Annotated in this window: 29 protein-coding genes, 1 tRNA gene and 1 pseudogene; 12 read left to right on the top strand and 19 right to left on the bottom strand. The window is 30.5% G+C overall.

The genetic code is table 11. The annotated features are described in order from the left end of the window. The 7 genes from yidC to sppA all read right to left on the bottom strand — a co-directional run. Nucleotides 1-653, bottom strand: a 653-nt coding sequence (gene yidC / locus ACTF45_RS08815) for a membrane protein insertase YidC (RefSeq protein ID WP_438949812.1), incomplete at its 3' end; no start/stop codon positions are given. Nucleotides 654-725: 72 nt separating this feature from the next. After that, complete coding sequence (locus tag ACTF45_RS08810; protein WP_288348313.1) at nt 726-1,139, bottom strand: PH domain-containing protein; 414 nt, start codon at nt 1,137-1,139, stop codon at nt 726-728. Continuing rightward, the gene (locus ACTF45_RS08805) at nt 1,136-1,522 is read right to left on the bottom strand and encodes a ribonuclease P protein component (protein WP_438949816.1); all 387 of its coding nucleotides are present in this window, start codon (nt 1,520-1,522) and stop codon (nt 1,136-1,138) included. Before ACTF45_RS08805 ends, ACTF45_RS08810 begins: the two co-directional genes overlap by 4 nt. 12 nt (nt 1,523-1,534) lie before the next feature. Further along, complete coding sequence (gene rpmH / locus ACTF45_RS08800; protein WP_011132817.1) at nt 1,535-1,672, bottom strand: 50S ribosomal protein L34; 138 nt, start codon at nt 1,670-1,672, stop codon at nt 1,535-1,537. 30 nt (nt 1,673-1,702) lie between these two features. Beyond that, entirely contained in the window at nt 1,703-2,275 is a 573-nt protein-coding gene (locus ACTF45_RS08795; RefSeq protein WP_438949815.1) for a DUF2808 domain-containing protein, read from the bottom strand. A gap of 64 nt (nt 2,276-2,339) precedes the next feature. Next, complete coding sequence (gene aroH / locus ACTF45_RS08790) at nt 2,340-2,723, bottom strand: chorismate mutase (RefSeq protein ID WP_288348059.1); 384 nt, start codon at nt 2,721-2,723, stop codon at nt 2,340-2,342. 7 nt (nt 2,724-2,730) lie between these two features. After that, entirely contained in the window at nt 2,731-3,540 is an 810-nt protein-coding gene (gene sppA, locus ACTF45_RS08785; RefSeq protein WP_438949811.1) for a signal peptide peptidase SppA, read from the bottom strand. A 53-nt stretch (nt 3,541-3,593) separates the two neighbouring features. Here sppA and ACTF45_RS08780 point away from each other — a divergent pair, with 53 nt between their 5' ends. Genes ACTF45_RS08780 through ACTF45_RS08770 form a run of 3 tightly spaced genes read left to right on the top strand, consistent with a single transcriptional unit; the run spans nt 3,594 to nt 7,460 of the window. Further along, a complete protein-coding gene (locus ACTF45_RS08780; RefSeq protein WP_438949810.1) occupies nt 3,594-4,535 on the top strand; it encodes a DMT family transporter in 942 nt (313 codons plus the stop codon). A gap of 28 nt (nt 4,536-4,563) precedes the next feature. Then, nucleotides 4,564-5,658 carry a glycosyltransferase family 4 protein gene (locus ACTF45_RS08775; protein WP_438949809.1) on the top strand — a complete coding sequence of 365 codons (1,095 nt, stop codon included), beginning with the start codon at nt 4,564-4,566 and terminating at the stop codon, nt 5,656-5,658. Next, the gene (locus ACTF45_RS08770) at nt 5,655-7,460 is read left to right on the top strand and encodes an ArnT family glycosyltransferase (protein WP_438949808.1); all 1,806 of its coding nucleotides are present in this window, start codon (nt 5,655-5,657) and stop codon (nt 7,458-7,460) included. Before ACTF45_RS08775 ends, ACTF45_RS08770 begins: the two co-directional genes overlap by 4 nt. On the opposite strand, the gene ACTF45_RS08765 is transcribed toward ACTF45_RS08770, so the two are convergent. The 5 genes from ACTF45_RS08765 to ACTF45_RS08745 all read right to left on the bottom strand — a co-directional run bounded on the left by ACTF45_RS08765 (nt 7,457) and on the right by ACTF45_RS08745 (nt 10,121). Beyond that, nucleotides 7,457-7,708, bottom strand: a complete 252-nt coding sequence (locus ACTF45_RS08765; RefSeq protein WP_288348064.1) for a CopG family transcriptional regulator — start codon at nt 7,706-7,708, stop codon at nt 7,457-7,459. The genes ACTF45_RS08770 and ACTF45_RS08765 overlap by 4 nt on opposite strands. 110 nt (nt 7,709-7,818) lie before the next feature. Further along, complete coding sequence (locus ACTF45_RS08760; RefSeq protein WP_438949814.1) at nt 7,819-8,604, bottom strand: AEC family transporter; 786 nt, start codon at nt 8,602-8,604, stop codon at nt 7,819-7,821. Between the two features lie 201 nt (nt 8,605-8,805). Continuing rightward, the gene (locus ACTF45_RS08755; protein ID WP_011132808.1) at nt 8,806-9,030 is read right to left on the bottom strand and encodes a hypothetical protein; all 225 of its coding nucleotides are present in this window, start codon (nt 9,028-9,030) and stop codon (nt 8,806-8,808) included. A gap of 84 nt (nt 9,031-9,114) precedes the next feature. Next, complete coding sequence (locus ACTF45_RS08750) at nt 9,115-9,387, bottom strand: SemiSWEET transporter (protein WP_438949807.1); 273 nt, start codon at nt 9,385-9,387, stop codon at nt 9,115-9,117. Next, nucleotides 9,387-10,121 carry an AhpC/TSA family protein gene (locus ACTF45_RS08745; protein ID WP_438949806.1) on the bottom strand — a complete coding sequence of 245 codons (735 nt, stop codon included), beginning with the start codon at nt 10,119-10,121 and terminating at the stop codon, nt 9,387-9,389. The genes ACTF45_RS08750 and ACTF45_RS08745 overlap by 1 nt, the downstream gene beginning before the upstream one ends. A 140-nt stretch (nt 10,122-10,261) precedes the next feature. Between ACTF45_RS08745 and fldA the strand changes: the two genes are divergently transcribed. After that, nucleotides 10,262-10,786 (top strand): flavodoxin FldA, encoded by a 525-nt coding sequence (gene fldA / locus ACTF45_RS08740; RefSeq protein WP_438949805.1) that lies wholly within the window; start codon nt 10,262-10,264, stop codon nt 10,784-10,786. Nucleotides 10,787-10,843: 57 nt separating this feature from the next. Beyond that, nucleotides 10,844-11,494 (top strand): DUF3386 domain-containing protein, encoded by a 651-nt coding sequence (locus ACTF45_RS08735; RefSeq protein WP_438949804.1) that lies wholly within the window; start codon nt 10,844-10,846, stop codon nt 11,492-11,494. 11 nt (nt 11,495-11,505) lie between these two features. Here the strand turns inward: ACTF45_RS08735 and ACTF45_RS08730 are convergent, their stop codons facing one another. Together ACTF45_RS08730 and ACTF45_RS08725 are read right to left on the bottom strand one after the other, a co-directional pair. Next, complete coding sequence (locus ACTF45_RS08730; RefSeq protein WP_011132803.1) at nt 11,506-11,751, bottom strand: hypothetical protein; 246 nt, start codon at nt 11,749-11,751, stop codon at nt 11,506-11,508. A 109-nt stretch (nt 11,752-11,860) separates the two neighbouring features. Beyond that, nucleotides 11,861-12,499: a methyltransferase domain-containing protein gene (locus ACTF45_RS08725; protein ID WP_438949813.1), complete on the bottom strand. Its 639-nt coding sequence runs from the start codon at nt 12,497-12,499 to the stop codon at nt 11,861-11,863. Nucleotides 12,500-12,650: 151 nt separating this feature from the next. Between ACTF45_RS08725 and ACTF45_RS08720 the strand changes: the two genes are divergently transcribed. From ACTF45_RS08720 to ACTF45_RS08695, 6 genes are all read left to right on the top strand, one after another. Further along, nucleotides 12,651-12,821, top strand: coding sequence for a hypothetical protein (locus ACTF45_RS08720; RefSeq protein ID WP_173028032.1), 171 nt, complete (start codon nt 12,651-12,653; stop codon nt 12,819-12,821). A gap of 2 nt (nt 12,822-12,823) precedes the next feature. Continuing rightward, entirely contained in the window at nt 12,824-13,156 is a 333-nt protein-coding gene (locus ACTF45_RS08715) for a phenylpyruvate tautomerase MIF-related protein (RefSeq protein ID WP_438949803.1), read from the top strand. A gap of 26 nt (nt 13,157-13,182) precedes the next feature. Then, nucleotides 13,183-13,572: a DUF1824 family protein gene (locus ACTF45_RS08710; RefSeq protein WP_438949802.1), complete on the top strand. Its 390-nt coding sequence runs from the start codon at nt 13,183-13,185 to the stop codon at nt 13,570-13,572. Nucleotides 13,573-13,668: 96 nt separating this feature from the next. Continuing rightward, on the top strand, nt 13,669-14,535 hold the full coding sequence (glyQ, locus tag ACTF45_RS08705) for a glycine--tRNA ligase subunit alpha (protein ID WP_288348350.1): 867 nt from the start codon (nt 13,669-13,671) through the stop codon (nt 14,533-14,535). A 133-nt stretch (nt 14,536-14,668) separates the two neighbouring features. Further along, on the top strand, nt 14,669-15,697 hold the full coding sequence (locus ACTF45_RS08700) for an extracellular solute-binding protein (protein WP_348660302.1): 1,029 nt from the start codon (nt 14,669-14,671) through the stop codon (nt 15,695-15,697). A 61-nt stretch (nt 15,698-15,758) separates the two neighbouring features. Beyond that, nucleotides 15,759-15,843 (top strand) — tRNA-Ser (locus ACTF45_RS08695). Between the two features lie 550 nt (nt 15,844-16,393). Here ACTF45_RS08695 and ACTF45_RS08690 read toward each other — a convergent pair. From ACTF45_RS08690 to ACTF45_RS08670, 5 genes are read right to left on the bottom strand one after another with little or no spacing between them, the layout of a single operon-like run. Further along, complete coding sequence (locus tag ACTF45_RS08690) at nt 16,394-16,585, bottom strand: hypothetical protein (RefSeq protein WP_438949801.1); 192 nt, start codon at nt 16,583-16,585, stop codon at nt 16,394-16,396. Continuing rightward, a complete protein-coding gene (locus ACTF45_RS08685) occupies nt 16,582-16,764 on the bottom strand; it encodes a hypothetical protein (protein WP_438949800.1) in 183 nt (60 codons plus the stop codon). The genes ACTF45_RS08690 and ACTF45_RS08685 overlap by 4 nt, the downstream gene beginning before the upstream one ends. Then, a complete protein-coding gene (locus ACTF45_RS08680) occupies nt 16,761-16,964 on the bottom strand; it encodes a hypothetical protein (protein WP_438949799.1) in 204 nt (67 codons plus the stop codon). Before ACTF45_RS08680 ends, ACTF45_RS08685 begins: the two co-directional genes overlap by 4 nt. A gap of 58 nt (nt 16,965-17,022) precedes the next feature. Continuing rightward, complete coding sequence (locus tag ACTF45_RS08675; RefSeq protein WP_438949798.1) at nt 17,023-17,427, bottom strand: hypothetical protein; 405 nt, start codon at nt 17,425-17,427, stop codon at nt 17,023-17,025. 59 nt (nt 17,428-17,486) lie between these two features. After that, nucleotides 17,487-17,615 (bottom strand): hypothetical protein, encoded by a 129-nt coding sequence (locus tag ACTF45_RS08670; protein ID WP_438949797.1) that lies wholly within the window; start codon nt 17,613-17,615, stop codon nt 17,487-17,489. Between the two features lie 109 nt (nt 17,616-17,724). On the opposite strand from ACTF45_RS08670, the pseudogene ACTF45_RS08665 reads away from it, so the two are divergent. After that, a pseudogene (locus ACTF45_RS08665) lies at nt 17,725-18,677 on the top strand (hypothetical protein); the annotation flags it as partial.

The raw sequence follows: 18,677 nt of genomic DNA, 5'->3' as shown, positions 1-18,677 counted from the left end.
TGAGAAACTTTAATGTTTTCTGAACCTTTTGAAACTGTCCACGTTGGAAGAAATCTTGAACCGTTATCATATTTTGAGAGAACTTCTGAATAGTTATTACCATTTGTTGTCTGCAAATTTATCTTAACTGATTCTTCGGAACCCAATTTTGTACCGTTAGGTAACGTAGCAATAACAGGAAAGTGAGATTTTTCTGTTACAAAGATTGAATGTCTAGGGGATTTATAAGGCTTCGGATCAATAGCGGCAATTTGATCTTGGGGTAAAACTTTTAAGTTGATATTGTAAGGTACATCTGCAAATGGTGAACCTCTTAAAGTTGCAAATAATGCAAATAAAACAGGCATCTGAACTATTAAAGGTAAACATCCTGCTAGAGGGCTACCAAATTCATTCATTAATTTTCCTAATTCTTCTTGCTGTTTCTTTGGATCACTTGAAAATTTAGACTTTATTTCTGCTTGCCTCTTTTGCATTACAGGTTGAGCTATTTTCATCCTCCTAGCGCTTCTAATAGAACCTGCGCTTAGTGGGAATAGAGCGATTCTAATTACGACTGTTAATGCAACTATGGCCAAACCATAACTAGGGACTAACCCGTAGAAAAAATCTAGAATCGGGATTAATAATTTTTCTGAAATGAACCCGATCACGATATTAAAGAAGATTTGATTTTATTTGACACTTTATTTTACAGGATAATAATACTTTTGTAATTAATTTAATCAAGATTTAGTAGCAAATCCCTCAACCTCATTAAGATTTAATGTTTGTGATCTTTTAACCATATTCTCCTCAATAAACTTTTGTTTTTCTCTAAATAAAGGTAAAGATTTCATTTCAACCTTAGAGCCATCGTTGAGTATTAAAACCATGTCTCCATAAGATCCAAACCCTCTCGGGATAGATCTTATCTCTTCAATATTGCTTAAAGATACTTGAGTTTTATTTTTGCCAAACCATCCTCCATCAATTGTTATTCTTTTATTGGTAATTTTGTATCTTAACCATAAGGCCCTTACTATTGCAGCAAATGTAAATGGAAGACCAAGAAGAGTTAAACCAGCAAATAAATTGATTATTAAATCACTTTTAGCTGGGCCACCCTCATAAAACGATTCTTCATTAATGTTAATCATTTAAATAAACCTGACTTAAAAATTAGGTATTGAAATTCCTCCAATAGATTTATCTTATCATTGTAGAAATTACCAGCTTTAAGGTTAACAAGTAACCAATAAGGTTTGTGGTTATTCTGCTGGCTGAAATTTTTTAATAAAGAATCCTGCAATATTCTCCTAAGTTTATTTCTTTCTACTGCTTTTTTTGATACTTTCTTACTTATAGATATGGCAACTTTAAAATTATTTAAACTATGAATATTATTATGGGATATGAGAATTTTTGGATTTGCTCTTGCTATTTTGAAAGTCATTAATTTCCCATAATATTTAACAGAATTTTTATGAATATAATCAAAAGTCCTATGACCTTTTAAACGCATAGCTTTGGGCAAGGCCATCATAAAAAACAGTTAAACTGCTATTCTCTCTCTACCTCTTTTTCTTCTGCTTTTAATAACTCTTCTTCCTGTGTGAGAACGCATTCTTACTCTAAAACCAGATACACGTTTTCTTTTCCTTGATGTTCCGCCGAATGTTCTTTTTGTCATTTTTTTTATTATCCTTTATTAATTTATCACTTAATCGATCACTATAGTCCAGCTTCCTAAATATCTTGAAGAGGTATTCTTTTGAGCATACTGACCATAAGAATGGAATTGCTTAAGACCAGACTTTTTAGGATTAAATATTTTTTTAAAAACAATCGCGTAACTATCTTTATTTGAAGGGATTGGACTGTAAGGAAATATATCTAGTGATGAATTATCTTCATTTATCTCTACATCTGCAGGGATATCTTCTATACATTTAGTACGACCTTCAAAGCCTCCTATTTTTACCTTACAAAAACTTACTTTATCTTTAAGAGTTGAATCGAATGTTTTGGGAATTTTTAATGTAATTTTAAGAAGATTTGCTTGCCTATCAGAAGGTCTCAAAAAGAAAAAAATTGTATTTCTAAATTTTCTTTTATCCTCTTTTTGGAACCATTTTAATCTTCGATATCCTGAATCTTGATCCCACTGAAATTCCAATCCAGCCTTTGCATCACTATTTGCTAAGTAAAATGGAATTGAAATTAATAATGGTGAAAAAAATAAAAGCTTTAAAATTTTAAAATTTAAAGCAAATTTTGTTTGTTTGTTAAACATCATGTTTAAATAGATGATTAGTTATTTAACTATCGAGTTTATAGAGAAAATTGTTTTAATAAGATTAACATCTATCCGCCCTTAATTTTGAAGCACCTCTTAAATAAGGATGATTGACAGATTGATCAGCAGGTAACAAAACTTGTGCCATTAATCTAATGCAAAAATCAATATCATTTGGAACGTACATTTGTTGGCAGTCTAAGAACGCTACTGAATCAAGACTTTTACATTTTCTTGCAATGGAAGCAGGAAAACATGCATCTAAATCATTTGTCACAGTAAATGTAATTGATAACAAATTATTTACAACGATATTATTTCTTGTTATTAATTCTTCGATTAATTCAACCACAGCACTCTCGATTTCTTTTACAGAATTATCTTTTGCAGTCGTAGCCCCTCTTATGATTGTTAATTGGTAATTCCCTTCAAATTTTTCAATCATATCGGATTTAAGGTTTATATAACCAAAGTATTTTATTAGATGAATTTACTTCAAAAAATATATTCTGAATAATTTTTTCTGCAATTCTACTACCTGGTATAAGCCCTAATATTTTCTTTTTCTTCTTACCAAAAGTTACCGGTTGTATTTTTGGATCGATTTTTACCATCTCTGCTGCAAGCTCCCTTGCAACAAACTCATCTCCAATCTTGTCAACTAATCCCAGATCTTTTGCTTGTGTTCCAGTAAAGATTCTTCCATCAGCAAATTTCTTTACATCTTCTACAAGTAAATTTCTACCTTCAGATACAGCCTCAGTGAATTGTTTGTAACTTTCATCGATTAATCCTTGTAAAAGTTCCCTTCCTTCCTTACTTAAAGGCTTATCTGGAGAAAGAATATCTTTATAAATCCCGCTTTTTATAGTCTCAAACTTAATACCAATTTTATTCAAAAGTTCAGATAAATTATTTCCTCTTATTATTACCCCAATCGAACCCGTTATAGTTCCTGGGTTCGCTACAATTTTGTCAGCGGCTACACCGATATATACTCCACCGGAAGCTGATATGTTTCCAAAACTTGCGACGACTTTACAACCTTTCTCTTTAAGTCTTTTAATAGCAGAGTATATTTCTTGGCTATCGCCGACTGTACCTCCAGGGGAGTCGATTCTAAGTATTAATGCAGGGAATTCTCTATCCTCAATTTGTTTTAAAGCTTTAAGGACAGAAACTCTTGTTGAACTTGTGATTGGCTCATCTATTACTATACGAGCCATTCTTTTTTTTGACTTACGTCTAAAAGGCCAAATCATTCTTTTAAGGTACAAATCATAAATCTACTTTAAAAAGACTATCAGCAGAACTAATGAATTCAATCCTAAATTGGTTTTTAATGATACTCCCTTTTGCTCTCTGGGGGACTTCAATGGCAGCTATGACCCCTCTAGTATCTAGTGCTGGCCCTGAGTTTGTCGCTTCATTAAGACTTCTACCTGCCGGGATTCTTGTTCTTATTACAACATATTTATTAAAAAGAGATTTAAAAATTTATAAGTGTGATTTGAAATGGTTTTTGGTTTTTACAATCGTAGACGCAACTTTTTTTCAATTATTTTTAACATATGGGATATCTAAGACAGGTGCAGGTCTTGGCTCTGTTTTGATTGATTCTCAACCTTTGATGGTAGCAATCTTGGCAAGAGCGATTTTTGGTAATTTAATTAATCCAATTGGATGGTTAGGGTTACTTTTTGGCTTAGGTGGAATAATTTTTTTAGGGGTTCCAAAAGAACTTTTGGAAAGTTGGTGGCTAATGTCTGATAAAAGTATTAGTGACATCGCATTTAATGTAGGAGAATTATGGATGCTTGGAGCCTCTCTAGCAATGGCACTTGGAACAATTTTGATAAGATTTACATGTACTAAAAGTGATCCTGTTGCGGTAACTGGATGGCATATGGTTTTAGGAAGTGTCCCTCTTATTCTTAAACATTGCTTACAAACAAATTTTAAATTGATACCAAATTGGTCCATATTTGATTGGGGACTGATGTCATTTGCAAGTATCTTTGGGGGCGCTTTGGCATATGGTTTATTTTTCTATTTTGCAAATAATAAAGAGATAACAGGATTTAGCACTCTTGCCTTTTTAACTCCAATATTTGCGCTGCTCAGTGGTGGTGTTTACCTAAATGAAAGATTAACAATAATTCAATGGATAGGAGTAGTTTTTGTCCTAATATCAGTTTTCTTTGTCAGCCAGAGAAAGTCTATATGGGAATTTTCAAATACAAAGACTAATATTTAGTAAGTCATGGGAAAATAGTCTTTAAAGAATGCATATAGTTTTAATTAGTACCCCTATCGGTTTTTTAGGTAGTGGTAAAGGTGGTGGAGTAGAGCTTACTCTTAACTCTTTAGTTTCTGGCTTGATTTTAAAAGGTCATACAGTAGACGTAGTGGCCCCAAATAACTCTAAATTGTTTGAAGTTAGTAAAAAAGCAAAATTACATTTTGTAGAAGGAAAAGAGCAAAAAAGTTGGCAACATCAAGATTATTATTCGTCGGTAAGTATTCCTGATAATTCACTTTTATCAGGAATGATTGAAAAGGCAATAGATATTGGAAAGAAAGCAGATATTATTTTGAATTTATCTTACGATTGGCTACCAATTTGGATGACTCTAAATATAAACATTCCAATTGCTCATATTATTAGTATGGGTTCCGAAAGTTTTGTTATAAGTAATTTAATTTCAAAAGTTTATTCCAAATTTCCTAATAACTTTGCTTTTCACTCAAAGATACAAGCATCTGATTATCCTTTTATTGAAAATCCAATTGTTATTGGAAATGGATTTAATTTAGGTAATTATATATTTCAAGATTGTAAAAATGGTCCTCTAGGTTGGGTAGGAAGAGTAGCGCCTGAAAAAGGTTTAGAGGATGCAGCATATGTGGCTAACGCTCTTGGCGAAAAACTTAATGTTTGGGGAATTGTTCAAGATGAATCATATGCATTAAAAATTGAAAAGTTATTCTCTCCAGGGATTTTAGAATGGAAAGGTTTTGTAGAAACTGATAAGTTACAGAAAGAACTTGGAACTTGTAGAGCTTTACTTAATACTCCCAAATGGAACGAAGCTTATGGAAATGTAGTAGTTGAAGCATTAGCTTGTGGAGTACCTGTTGTGGCATATAAAAGGGGAGGGCCAAGTGAAATTATCCAGCATGGTAAAACAGGTTATCTAGCAAAACCTGATGATAAGCAAGGCTTACTTAATTACTTAAAAATCATTAATAAGATTGACCGAAAAAATTGTAGAGAATGGGTAGATAGTAATGCTTCTTCAAATATATTTGCTGGTAAAGTAATGACTTGGCTTAATAAAGTAATTAAAGATTATCAAACACAAAATAACTATAAATGATTTTTTTTAAATCTAAAGAAAGGCTACTAACTTTTTTAGTAATTTTGTTTTTTGGAATAATAATTTTTCTTTTAGGTTTAGGTTCTACAGGATTAGTAGATGAAACTCCTCCCCTTTTTGCTGCCGCGGGGAAGGCAATGAGTGAATCTGGCGATTGGTTAACCCCAAAAGTAAATGGTATTTTCCGATTTGATAAACCACCCCTTATTTATTGGCTTATGGGCTTGTTCTATTCCTTACCAAAAAACGAAGTATGGGATAGCCTTGGAACAATATCAGCAAGACTTCCTTCGGCGTTGGCTTCATTATTTTTAATGCTAGTGATTGGAGATACAATATATTGTTGGCCTCAAAAAGGCGAGAGAAAATTAACTACTCCCATAGTGGCATCTTTGAGTTTTGCCTTGTCTCCACTATTAATTGTTTGGAGCAGAACTGCGGTAAGTGATGCACTCTTATGCGGGAATTTAGGGATAAGCCTTCTTTTATTTTGGAGAAGAATGGCTAGTAATAAAAAAGAAAATTGTATCTCTCCATGGGTTTTTCTGGGGCTCGCAATTTTAACCAAAGGACCAGTAGCTTTTGTCCTTGCAGCGTTGACTATTTCATCTTTTTTATTTGTTCAAAAGGATTGGAGGGGTTTCCTTGGCAAAATAAAACCTAAAAGAGGTTTATTAATTACAGTTTTGTTAAGCCTGCCTTGGTATGTTTTAGAGTTAATAAAGGAAGGGAGACCTTTTTGGGATAGTTTTTTCGGGTATCATAATTTCCAGAGATATACATCCGTAGTTAATAATCATGCAGAACCTATTTGGTTCTTTTTATACGTAATGATTATAGGATCATTACCATTTACACCTTTTTTATTTCACGGAATATTTGAGGCTTTTAAAGATTTAAAAACTAGTTTTAAAAAAGATTACACCCCTTCAGAAAGTTTATTTATTTATTGTTTATGTTGGCTTGGTTCTGTTTTTATTTTTTTTAGTATTTCTGCAACAAAGCTTCCGAGCTACTGGCTTCCTGCCATGCCAGCTGTAGCAATTCTGACAAGTTATAGTTATTTGAAGCTTCAAAATCAAAAAAAAACCTTTTCATCTTTATGGATTATTAATCTTTTTATTCTGCTTGGAATATCAATAGCGTTCTTTTTATCAAATACTTGGTTGAATACAATAAATGATCCTGAAATGCCAAATCTTGCGTCAAACTTATTGAGTACTGGAATAATTCTTAAAGCAAGATTGTTTTTCTTTGCTTTTGCTTTCGTTGGAATTGTTTTATTTGTTTTTAGATCCCAAAATACTTTTCTTTATCTTCAATTATTACTATTGCTTGGACAAACTGTTTTGATGCCACCAATAAGGAAATTAGGAGATACATCTAGACAATTACCTTTACGAAATATCTCTAAGCAAATTTTAAATACTCGACAGGGTGGTGAAACTCTTGCAATGATTGGAATAAGAAAACCATCATTACATTTCTACTCAAAACAGATAGTTTTTTATGAATCTAGAAATGCAGAAGGGGTAATTAATTTATCCGATAGATTGACTTTTGATAGGAGGATTAATTTTCAAGACAAACCTAATTACGATAATGAAACCTTTTTGGTTGTCATTGATAAATATTCATCTAGTGAAGAATATTGGTCAAATATTAGACATCAAAAACTAGGTGTTCATGGAATTTATAATCTATGGAGGATCAAAAAAAGTGATTTAAATGCTCAAGCAACTAATTTACTGAGTAATGGTTTTGAAGCTAACTGGAGAAATAAAAAAGTGGAAAAATTTTAACAAAGCTTTTTTTTAAGCATTTCATTCTTTAGGTCATCCAAACTACATTTATTTGGAATTTCGACATTATTTAAATTATCTAATAATTCTAAATCTATGACAGAATCCTCAGCCAAAAAACTGAAAACCTCATTGATAGTAATCCCCATATCACGAGCCATTTCTGAAATGAGCCGTAAAGTATCTCTTCTTACAGAGATTTTAAGATCTAGAGGGATATATTCATTTTTAGGATTTACTGACTTCATACTATAAATCTTAAGACATTATGTAAATATCCGGATATATTATTTACAATAATCAGCAAATATGTTGATTAAATGAATATATCTACTTATTTAAAGGGTTATTTCTGAGGTTATTGAAAAGTTTTTATCAAATTTGCCAGAACAGGAATCGTAATAATTGAAATTAATGTTGTTGTAAAAAGAATTGTAGCTGCAATCTTTTGATTTGTTTTATAAGCTTCAGCCAACAAGATTGTTGATACAGCTGATGGTGTTCCTGCCTGAAGAACCACTGCTGAAGTCTCGTTTAAGTTAAAGCCCAAGATCTTGCTAAAAACAAATATAAATAGAGGGAAAATTAATAATTTTAAAATTATTGAATATTTAATCCCTTTATTCAAATTAAAAAATTTAGTTTTGCTATTTGTGATTATTCCTAGTCTTGTTCCAACAACAACTATTGCTAGAACTATTACTATTCTTGCTGGGATCCACAAATAATCTCCTAAAACTTTTTCCAACCCTAAAAGATATGCAATCAGGACACCTACTATTCCTCTTGAGGCAGGGCTATTTAGTATTGCTTTTAAAAGTTCATTGAAATTAAGATTTGTATTAGTGTTTATTCTCTTTTTTAGAAAGAAAGGCCCAAATATCCAAGCAAATAGAGTTGTTCCTAAATCGAAGCCTATCGTAAAATTAATAGTACTTGTTGGAAGGAGGGCTAATGCAATTGGGATCCCTAGAAATGAAGTGTTACCTATTAAACCAGCTAATTGTAAAGAGTAATTAGGTAGTCTTGTTTTAAATATTGATAAGTAATTAATTAGAACTATTAAAAATCCAATTGATAGAAAAGCAATTAAAGCAGTTTTAATTAAATCCAGATCAATTCCTTCTTTTAATAAAAGGCCCATTACACTCAATGGAATACCATACTTAATTAGGGGTAAAGCGATAAGTTCTGAAAATTTAGGTTTTCTTTTTCCAATAAAAAAGCCTAAAATCAAAAAAGGAATAATATTTATAAAAAGATCGTAAATAGTATTAATTTATTTTTAATAAAATAATCCTACCTTCTTAGGAGTTATGTGATGAATATAAATTCTTTATTTAATTTAAATTATTTTCCAAATTGCATTTTCTGGAATCAAAGGTGTCTTTTTTAAATCTTCAGGTTCTTTTGTAAGGACACGCCAATTTGGGACTCTACATGTAACGTATGATGGGCTTTCTATTAATATTCCAGGCTTTTCATCAAAAGTACAACTAAAACCCTCTTTCCAATATCCCCCTTCATTGAGACTTCCTTTAAACCAAACCCAGCATTTCGAAGATTTCAAGACTCAATTTATTATTTGATTTATATTAGGCTTTATTTAAATGTTTTAGGGGTAAGTTAATACTTTTAGATTAACTAATTATTACTATCTAATACTTCGGGAATAATATATTTTTGAAATTAAAATAAATAAATTTAGTATTAAGGTGATAATGTTAGCTATTAAAATTGGTAATGAGGAGATTTTATATCCATAAATAATCCAAGACACTACACCGCATATAAACATTATTAAAGTAACTAAAGAGACATCTTCAGCTTTTTTCGTCTTTAACGTTTTAATTAACTGTGGTAGAAAAGCAGCTGTAGTTAAAATTGCAGCAATGTATCCGAAAAACTCGATATTTAAAGAATTCATTATTTACATTTCTCAGATAAAAAAGCTAAGGGATCTTCCATGTTAGAAGAATACCCAAGCACATCATTGGAAAAATAGTTGTAAATAATTTGGTCTTTATCATCCAATAGAAAGGAAGCCCCCCTTTGAGGAAGATACTTATTATCAAGAATGTAATCATTCCAGTTTTGAAGAATTTCCAACATGTTTTTTAATCTGTAAGTAGCCAATTCAAAAGGCCTTAAATAACCATCACCGCATGTATATTTGAAGAACACTCCAGAAAATTTTATTAAATTAAAGAGATTTATTTGATCCTCGTCAGAAAAAATTTGTTTTGAATTTCTATCACCGGTATAACCTCTAATAACCTCTTTAATTGTTTTTAAAGAGTTTATTCCTGATAACATTATCAACATATTCATCCAACCTCCCAGTCCAATATCAATACCTTTTGAAACCTTAAGGTCCTCGTGAATTTTATTATCGTAAACTACTTCTAAATTCTTATTGGGAAATCCTGTAAATTTGCAAAATTTGTCTTTACCGATTTTGTTACCTATAGCTATTGCAAAAATATCGATGTCTTTATTTTGAGTATTGTTTATAAAATTTTTCAAATTTATTGCGTATTCAAAACTATCAAAATCACCCAGCAGGCCCAATAAAACAATTAATTTATATTTTTTTGAACTTAAAAAATTAAAATCTTCAATCAGCTTATTGAGATTAGTTTTTTGATTATTACTGAGCATTATTAGATTCTGATCAGGTTAAATTGCTAGGGACAGATTTTTTTACGTTAATTTGTATAAAAATATACATGAAAAAGTTTTTATAAAAATTAATTTATCGTATTTTAATTTTATTATTTTAATGTAAACATTTTTAAGTTATGACCGTAGGAATTTATTACTCAACTACAACTGGAAAAACTGAAGACGTAGCTGATCGTCTTCACAACTTTATTTCTTCAGCAGAATCACCTAAGGATGTTTCCGATGTTGATGATCTTTCGGAATTTGAAGGCCTTGATGCAATAATTTGTGGTATTCCTACATGGAATACTGGAGCAGATGAGGAAAGGTCTGGAACTGCTTGGGACTCAATATTAGAGGATATTGGGGAACTAAGTTTGTCAGGAAAAAAAGTAGCCATTTTTGGTTTAGGGGATTCATCTACCTATACAGAAAACTATTGCGATGCAATGGAAGAATTACATAGTTATTTCAAAAAAGCAGGTGCTGAAATGGTTGGCTATGTTAACAAATCTTCTTATACGTTTGATGAGTCAAAGAGTGTAATGGGTGAAAGCTTTTGTGGTTTACCACTTGATGAAGATAGTGAATCTGATTTAACAGACTCTCGTCTAGAAACATGGGCTTCTCAATTAAAGGGCGAAATTCCTTCATTGGGATAAATCTTTTAAGATATTTGTTTTTTTCTTTGTAATATGATTATTATTACTTATTAAATAATGTATTTAACAGAAATAAACTGCAAAGAACTTTTTAAAAATGCTTATGAAAGAAGATATACGTGGGATAGTAAATTTAGTGGTTATAAAGGTAAATGTATTTTCTCCGTGAATAGTGATACCTATGAAGGTAGTTTTGTTTTAGGGAAAGATTTTAAACCTGAAATCCACAATATTGATGATCAAAAAATAGTTAAAAGTATATCCTCACAATTATTCGAAGTGTCTATCCATAGGGTAAAAAGAGAATTTAAAGAAATTCACTCAAAAAACAATTTTAATTTAATTAAAGATTCAGAGAGTGGAATTGAAATGATGGTTTCCGGTAAAAGTGAGGGTGATAAATATCGTGTCAAAAATAATTGTATAAATATGGTTTATAGAAAAATCCACGGAATAATCATAGAAATTTTTGTTCAAGAATTCTTCGATACTGGGAATGGATTCCTAAGTAAAAAATATACTAGCCAACAAATTGATCCTAATACTCTTAAAGCTAATTCTTTGAAGTTGGAATATGAGGATAGATTTATTAATATTGGTTCTCAAGACATTTGGATACTTAATTCAAGATCTATAAAATACTTAAATAAAAATCAAGAAGAAGATATACAAGAGTTTATTTTTGAGGATCTAAGTTTATTGGGCTAGTGGCTCACTTTTTACTCTACTAATCTAAATCCTTTATCAAGTAATTTCTGATAAAGAAGCCTAGCTCTGAAAGCAAGAATTTGCTCTTCATTTTCATTACTAATTACATGAAAGTAATTAGCATCTAATTTGTTTTTGCTAAAACATACATTTGCCTCCCCTAATCTTAGTGTCCAATTTTCTTCTTTTGCTAAATCTTGATTAGGACCTAGATCCCACGGACATTTTTCAGGATATTTTTCTCTTTTAGATCCCATTGAAAATTTTTAAACTACCCAATATTAGTAACAATTCAAAAGTATGGCTATGGATTTTTAATTATTAGCTTTTCATTACCTTTGTCTTCCACTGCAGTAAAGGAACAATTTATTCCTTAGTCGCAATTAAACAATAAAAAGGATCTTTATTTAAAAAATTAAAAATATTAAGAGAAGTTTCATTAAACTTTTTAATGATTTTTGGTTCATTAAATCCGTTTGTGATTAATACTTTTCTTACATATTTGATTCTCTCTTCTTCAGTAGATGAAGTCCATATATTAGGAGCCTTATGCCAAAATGCTCTATTTGAAAAAGCAATCATAATCTTGCCCTGATTACTCAAAATTCTTGCGATTTCCTTGGTTAAATTTTCTGGATATTGTAAATATTGCCAGGCTGCCACCATTAAACAATAATCAACGGCGCCACTTTCTAGAGGAATCTCTTGATTTAAATTGAAATTTTGTTTCCAATAAGAATCAAAAATTTTGTTTTTTTCGAGTTCTTGTTTGTTTAATCCATGCCCAATAACTTTTTTATATTTTTTCTCTTTTGGTAAATAACTATCCCAACTGGACATTAAATCAAGGACAGTTGAATCATCTGCAATTTCATTTTTATAAACATTGGATAAATATTGCCTGAAGTTTGCATCTAAATGATAAACAAATTTTGGGTCAGAATAAAATTCTTCATCATTGCTCTCATCAAGTTTTTTTCTTTGATAATTATTTAAAACTTCCAAGACCATTATTTTGAGAGGTACTATAAATTTAGTAAATAGATATTCATATTGTGATTTAAAATATATTTAGCATTTAGTTAATTAAAGATTTTTAAAAAAGCTAGACATCTATTCAAAAAAAGTTAAATTATTAAATATCAATTTAATTAAAATGATTTTATTTAAAAAGAGTAAAAAAAGTAGATCTAAAAGTGCTCTTTTCAATCCATATAAAAACGGAATTAGTCAATACGATATGGCATATCTTTCATCAAAAAAAGTTTTAAAAAATAAATCTTTTAATCTGCAAAATGATTTTCAAAAAGATAATTTAGCTGCATAAATATGCCTTATATTAATGTTTCTACTTCAGCAAAAATTGAGGACAAGAAAAAATTACTTGAAGAAATCTCAATATTAGTTTCGTCTTTGACAAATAAATCAAAAAGATTTGTTATGGCTAAATTAGATGATAATTGCGAAATGTATTTCGATGATGAAAGCCTTTGCTGCTATTTAGAAATAAAGTCAATAGGTTCCCTAAGTCCCTCAGAGATGGCAAAACCTATATGTAATTTTATTTATGAAAAGATTGGAGTCCCTTTAGATAAAATTTATATTTGTTTTGAAGACGTTCCTGCTGAGATGTGGGGGTGGAATGGAAGAACCTTTGGTTAATTACTATTAATTTAGGTATTAATTAAATGGAAATAAATAAATTAGTTGATTTAAACAGTCTTAGAACTGCTCCTTTTTTAAGCAGTAGTCAAATAAAAAAACTATCAGAAGAACTCGAAACTAATATTTATAATGCCGATTGGATAACAATAGGAATAATGGCACCTTGTGATACTAAAGCTATTGAAGTAGTGCAATCAATTTCTAAAAAATATTCCTCAATTAAATTTGGTAACTTAGATTCGCTTCATGCTGATGGAAGTGTGTTTTTAAAAGGTAATCAAAAAACTGGAAATGTTTATATAAGATCTGAAAATGGTCTGGGAGAAGGAATTTTAATAACTTGCCAATATGATGAAGATGCAGAAGAATCTAATACTTTTGGGCCATTGCCATTAGATTTTTTCTGTATTTAAAATCTCATTTGTACCATTGTCAAAAATATTTCTTTTCTTACAACTTTGTTATTATGTTCATTGGTGCCGCTCTAAATTTTTAAAAATTTTAATTCGATGTATTTTCAGGATATAATTCAAAACTTAAATAAATTCTGGTCAGAAGAAGGGTGTTTAATTATGCAGCCCTATGACACTGAAAAGGGAGCAGGAACAATGAATCCTCATACCTTTTTAAGGGCTATTGGACCTGAGCCATGGAGTGTTGCATATGTAGAACCATGTAGAAGACCCACAGATGGAAGGTTTGGAGATAATCCAAACAGGGCTCAACATTATTATCAATATCAAGTAATTATTAAACCATCTCCAGATGAGATACAGGAAAAATATCTAACTTCTTTAGAGTTCCTAGGGATAAAACCTAAAGATCATGACATAAGGTTTGTGGAGGACAATTGGGAGTCGCCTACCCTAGGAGCCTGGGGAGTAGGTTGGGAGGTTTGGTTAGATGGCATGGAAGTTACACAATTTACTTATTTTCAACAATGTGGAGGAATAGATTGTAATCCAATACCTATTGAAATAACTTATGGATTAGAGAGAATTGCAATGTTTTTGCAAGATAAAGAAAGTATTTGGGATTTAAATTGGAATAAAGATATTAATTACAGTGATATCTGGCTTCAATTCGAAAAAAACCAATGTTCTTTTAATTTTAATGATTCAAATCCTGAAAATATGCGAAAATTGTTTGCTATTTATCAAGAAGAAGCTAACTCTTTAATTGAAAAAAATCTTACATATCCAGCTCTAGATTTTGTTTTAAAGTGCAGTCATTGCTTTAATTTGCTGGATGCTAGAGGAGTAATCTCGGTAACAGATAGAGCTCAATACATAGAAAAGATTAGAAAATTAGCAAGAGAGGTTGCCTCTTCATGGATACTGGAGAGGGAAAAAATGGGCTTTCCCTTAGTAAAGTAAGATTTATTTTCCGAAAATATCAAAATGTTTTTTCCTAAAGTAAAAAAATATACATGACTTAGTGATAATTAATTTTTTGACTATTTCGAACAAATTTTTGTTGTAAGGTAACAATTATAACAATTTTAAAAAGATGAAATTAAAAAATTATTTGAAAAAGGGATTTTTTACTGCAGCGACATTATCTCTATTTTTAAATAATCAATCTGTGAATTCTGCAGAGAGGGAGGTTAGGTTATTTTCTGGGAGACATTACAACACAGATAAAGAGGTTTATCAAAAATTTCAAGAATTAACTGGCATTAAAGTTAGAAATATAGAAACAGATGGAAAAGTTATAATTGAACGTTTAAAAAGAGAGGGTAAAAATTCCCAGGCTGATTTAGTAATTCTTGTTGATGCAGCAAGAATTGAAAATGCTTCAAAGGCAAATATATTTCAAAAAATTAATTCAAATATTCTAGAAAATAGTGTTCCAAATAATTTGAGAGATCCCGGTAATAAATGGTTTGGCCTTACTAGGAGATTAAGGGTAATCATCACAAATCCAGATATTGTAGATATTACAAAAATCAAAAATTTTGAGGATCTAACCAATCCCTCTTTTAAAGGGAAAGTATGTCTAAGAAATAGAAAAAGTCCTTATAATCAATCTTTAGTTTCTAATCAAATAGCAAAGAAAGGTGTTGGCCAAACAAAAATTTGGCTTAAGGGTTTGATATCAAATGTCTCCACTCCCTATTTTTCTGGAGATTCTTCATTAATAAGAGCTGTAGGGCAGGGAAAGTGCGGTATTGGGATCGTTAATCATTATTATGTCGCAAGGATGCTTGATGGTGTTAAAGGTCCAAGAGATGCTTCTTTAGCAGAAAAAATAAAACTAATAGTACCCAATCCAGCTCATGTAAATATCACTGCTGGGGGCGTATATAAATATGCAGAAAACAAGATTGAGGCTATTACTCTTCTTGAATATTTAGCTTCTAATGTAGGTAGTCAAGGTTTAGCTAATAAAACTTATGAGCACCCCTTGAAGGAATTAAGCCAAAATAGAATTGTTAGTAAATTTGGTGATTTTAAACCAGATAATGTGACTATAAGAGAACTTGGCAAATTCAATAACAAGGCAATAAAAATAATGAAAGCAACTGGTTGGAATTAAAAAATATATCTTTTTAGAAAAATAAAACTAATATAAGTTTGTCAATATACTTTTAAAAGGGGGAGAGGTGGCTGAGTGGTCGAAAGCGAACGATTCGAAATCGTTTAATAGGCAACTATTCGTGGGTTCGAATCCCACCCTCTCCGTAAAAACTTCATTTTGATACTACAGTTATGCTGTAATCAATCCTCCAAATAGACTGCAATTACAGGATAGTTGAGAAAAAGACTTATGGTAAGATAACTTTTTGATTTTGAAATATAGGTTATATCTAAGGAAAATAGGTAGGACAAAAAGGTAGTCAGATTATTTTTAGATGTGGTACAAAAAACCCCATGTAGTACTTAAAAATACCAGTCCGATTTCAGTATTATGGGGTTTAGTCAAATTGCCAAACCTCTCCGTTATTTTGTAGTTTCTAGTAGACCCAAATAGGTTCAAATAAAGAGTTTTTAAAACTATTATTGAGGTTTTTCTTCACTAATAGTTCCCACTATTCCACGGTAAACATTAATTCGTTGTGTGGGGTGTAGTGTGGGATAAATTGTTTGTAGTGTGGGATATTTGATAGATAAAGTTTGGTAGTGTGGGATTCCTTAAGACCCATTGTTAATAGTGAGTTAGTTCTAATTCTTCTGGAGGGAAATAGGTAACATCTTCATTTTATTTTCTTCTAAAAATCTTTAAATGATGATTTCATTTGTCCTTAGTTTTCAACTGGATCATATTTTCCACTCCTCTGATTTTTCTCCATCTGGAATACATATATCCTAAATAGATTCCTTGCATGAAGTTCTTGGCACCATCCTCTAAAAGATTCTTCCGAAATTTATCGTTGAATCTTCCACTTTCTAATAATTCTTTCTTCCAATCTATTTCTTCTTTCATTGTTGCTGCTGCTCTTGTATTTTCTTCAATCTTTCGTATTCAACGTGCAGAACACCTAAACGCCAAGCACCTTTCAATCCTTTTACTCCTCCCATTAAGAGTTTTGCATCTGCAGGCGAATGAGATTTCATGTTCAAGAACTCTTTCTGCCATGAAGTGTCATCCCATTTAGTGCTCAACGTTTTGCTCCATACTTTTTGAAATCATCCAAAGAATTTACAACTATGCTTTTGTAATCACTAGGAAACCTTTGTTTCATTATATCTGGGATTTTTAAGCAATCTGGATAGAGATTATGTAAATAAAAGATCACTTCCTTCTCTTCCTTCAAAACAATGTAATTAAATAACCCTCCTTCATAATTATGTTCTTTATTCATTTCGTTAATGCCTCAACTTGCTCTATTTCTTCTGAAGGAAAATATGAATTATCATCACTTAGTGAAAATATTCTTCTTCTTCTTCACTCAGTGAATTTGAATCAACCTCATCAATACTTTTAGTTTGTTTATTCCATTCAAAATATTCAACATCACTTCCTTCACATTCCAATAATTCTCCAAGTTCTAATGTCTCAGGATTTATTTGGTATATACAAGTTTTTAAAGTATCAAAACGAATATCTAATTTTTCTAATTCTTTATCTTCAAGATATTGTTTTAGGTAATCAAAAATATCTTCAGTTTCTTTAAAATTCCCAAATTTAGGAGTGAAAGTAAAACCATCATCATATCCAAGTGCTACATCTATACATTTTTCTTTAAAGAATGAAAACTCTGGTGGATGAATGTCAGGGTATAAATTCCCGACTCCAAATTTCTCTATTTTCCTTTGTTCAGTCATATTTGAATTTTTACTTTTTTTTAATTTTAAATAACCTGTCAATAAATTTTCTTACGCTCTTAATAATGTGGCGGTTCTGATTCTTCTGGAGGGAAATAGGTATCATCATCATTACCTTTTTTCTTCTTTCTTAAATATTCTTCTGATGGATCTAATCCATCATTATCATAATTGAGTTCCTTCTCCATTAGTTGTCCAATACTCTTTTTTACTTTATATTATTATCTTATAGAATTGAAAATTGATTTTTAGTAGTATTATTGAAAAGTTAATTAGATAAATTAAAGAATTTTTTAAATGAGGTTGGTATTTTATTTATTTATATTTAGTCAATTATTAAATTTCGTTAGTGTCTTAGCAGATAAATATACAAAAGAATCGCCTGAATCAAAGATAATTAAATGGGAAAAAATACAAGAAAAAAATTCAAATGATTTGAAAAAGATTATTTGGAAATCTTATAAGGATGATGAAAGTTATTTTCAAAATAATAATGAGGAAAGTTCTAAAGTAAAAAACCCTGAGAATTCTAGAGATGAAAATATTTATAAATCTAAACTAAAATCAAATCGTTCTATTCTTGAAATTGAACCATATTTACCTCTTAACAATTTTCTTGACTATGGAGATTTTCAAACTTCAGTTAGATGGAAATCATCTTTTGATGGGGGTGTATCTGGTGGTACTGGGCAACAAAATCCATCATTTGTTTTTGATTATGGACTCTCAAATTCTTCTCTTATCTCAATTTATTTTTCTGAAGCGGATGATAATTTATACAACTTAATTGATGGACAAAAAAGTAATTATCATTGGCAAAATTATGCTTTTTCATTTAAGAAAAAATTATTAGACGAGAATGAAAATATCTTTGGTCTATCTATGGTATCTACTCTTGAATATTGGAGACAAGCTAGTGGATCTGAAAATACAAAAAGTATATATAATCAACAGAATAATTCATATGGTAAAGATAAATTTGAAAATATAATTGGAGCTTTTTCTTTACCCTTCTCGAAAAATTTTAATGATAAATTGGCAGTTGTAATAGTTCCAGGAATCACTTTCTTACCTGAGAAACTAGGCTCAAAAGGAATTGGTAAAAATGCTTATGGAAATAATTTTTATGTAGGAAGTGGCTTTGTTTTAGATATTGCTGAAGATGTTGATCTTCTTTTTTCATATACAACTCCATTAGGCCCTGGCAATAATTATTTTGATAGTGAACTGAAGTACTCTAGAAAACCAAT

The organism is Prochlorococcus sp. (assembly GCF_965655815.1).
Taxonomy (GTDB): Bacteria; Cyanobacteriota; Cyanobacteriia; order PCC-6307; family Cyanobiaceae; genus Prochlorococcus_A; species Prochlorococcus_A pastoris.
Note: the sequence above shows the minus strand (reverse complement) of the source record. Positions and strands in the feature narration are given on the sequence as shown.

Excerpts from the sequence above, each read along its gene's own strand:
- ACTF45_RS08810 (WP_288348313.1), bottom strand. The coding sequence starts at position 1,139 with ATGATTAACATTAATGAAGAATCGTTTTATGAGGGTGGCCCAGCTAAA.
- ACTF45_RS08805 (WP_438949816.1), bottom strand. The coding sequence starts at position 1,522 with ATGGCCTTGCCCAAAGCTATGCGTTTAAAAGGTCATAGGACTTTTGAT.
- rpmH (WP_011132817.1), bottom strand. The coding sequence starts at position 1,672 with ATGACAAAAAGAACATTCGGCGGAACATCAAGGAAAAGAAAACGTGTA.
- ACTF45_RS08795 (WP_438949815.1), bottom strand. The coding sequence starts at position 2,275 with ATGTTTAACAAACAAACAAAATTTGCTTTAAATTTTAAAATTTTAAAG.
- aroH (WP_288348059.1), bottom strand. The coding sequence starts at position 2,723 with ATGATTGAAAAATTTGAAGGGAATTACCAATTAACAATCATAAGAGGG.
- sppA (WP_438949811.1), bottom strand. The coding sequence starts at position 3,540 with ATGATTTGGCCTTTTAGACGTAAGTCAAAAAAAAGAATGGCTCGTATA.
- ACTF45_RS08780 (WP_438949810.1), top strand. The coding sequence starts at position 3,594 with ATGAATTCAATCCTAAATTGGTTTTTAATGATACTCCCTTTTGCTCTC.
- ACTF45_RS08775 (WP_438949809.1), top strand. The coding sequence starts at position 4,564 with ATGCATATAGTTTTAATTAGTACCCCTATCGGTTTTTTAGGTAGTGGT.
- ACTF45_RS08770 (WP_438949808.1), top strand. The coding sequence starts at position 5,655 with ATGATTTTTTTTAAATCTAAAGAAAGGCTACTAACTTTTTTAGTAATT.
- ACTF45_RS08765 (WP_288348064.1), bottom strand. The coding sequence starts at position 7,708 with ATGAAGTCAGTAAATCCTAAAAATGAATATATCCCTCTAGATCTTAAA.
- ACTF45_RS08760 (WP_438949814.1), bottom strand. The coding sequence starts at position 8,604 with ATGGGCCTTTTATTAAAAGAAGGAATTGATCTGGATTTAATTAAAACT.
- ACTF45_RS08750 (WP_438949807.1), bottom strand. The coding sequence starts at position 9,387 with ATGAATTCTTTAAATATCGAGTTTTTCGGATACATTGCTGCAATTTTA.
- ACTF45_RS08745 (WP_438949806.1), bottom strand. The coding sequence starts at position 10,121 with ATGCTCAGTAATAATCAAAAAACTAATCTCAATAAGCTGATTGAAGAT.
- fldA (WP_438949805.1), top strand. The coding sequence starts at position 10,262 with ATGACCGTAGGAATTTATTACTCAACTACAACTGGAAAAACTGAAGAC.
- ACTF45_RS08735 (WP_438949804.1), top strand. The coding sequence starts at position 10,844 with ATGTATTTAACAGAAATAAACTGCAAAGAACTTTTTAAAAATGCTTAT.
- ACTF45_RS08730 (WP_011132803.1), bottom strand. The coding sequence starts at position 11,751 with ATGGGATCTAAAAGAGAAAAATATCCTGAAAAATGTCCGTGGGATCTA.
- ACTF45_RS08720 (WP_173028032.1), top strand. The coding sequence starts at position 12,651 with ATGATTTTATTTAAAAAGAGTAAAAAAAGTAGATCTAAAAGTGCTCTT.
- ACTF45_RS08715 (WP_438949803.1), top strand. The coding sequence starts at position 12,824 with ATGCCTTATATTAATGTTTCTACTTCAGCAAAAATTGAGGACAAGAAA.
- ACTF45_RS08710 (WP_438949802.1), top strand. The coding sequence starts at position 13,183 with ATGGAAATAAATAAATTAGTTGATTTAAACAGTCTTAGAACTGCTCCT.
- glyQ (WP_288348350.1), top strand. The coding sequence starts at position 13,669 with ATGTATTTTCAGGATATAATTCAAAACTTAAATAAATTCTGGTCAGAA.
- ACTF45_RS08700 (WP_348660302.1), top strand. The coding sequence starts at position 14,669 with ATGAAATTAAAAAATTATTTGAAAAAGGGATTTTTTACTGCAGCGACA.
- ACTF45_RS08690 (WP_438949801.1), bottom strand. The coding sequence starts at position 16,585 with ATGAAAGAAGAAATAGATTGGAAGAAAGAATTATTAGAAAGTGGAAGA.
- ACTF45_RS08680 (WP_438949799.1), bottom strand. The coding sequence starts at position 16,964 with ATGAATAAAGAACATAATTATGAAGGAGGGTTATTTAATTACATTGTT.
- ACTF45_RS08675 (WP_438949798.1), bottom strand. The coding sequence starts at position 17,427 with ATGACTGAACAAAGGAAAATAGAGAAATTTGGAGTCGGGAATTTATAC.
- ACTF45_RS08670 (WP_438949797.1), bottom strand. The coding sequence starts at position 17,615 with ATGGAGAAGGAACTCAATTATGATAATGATGGATTAGATCCATCAGAA.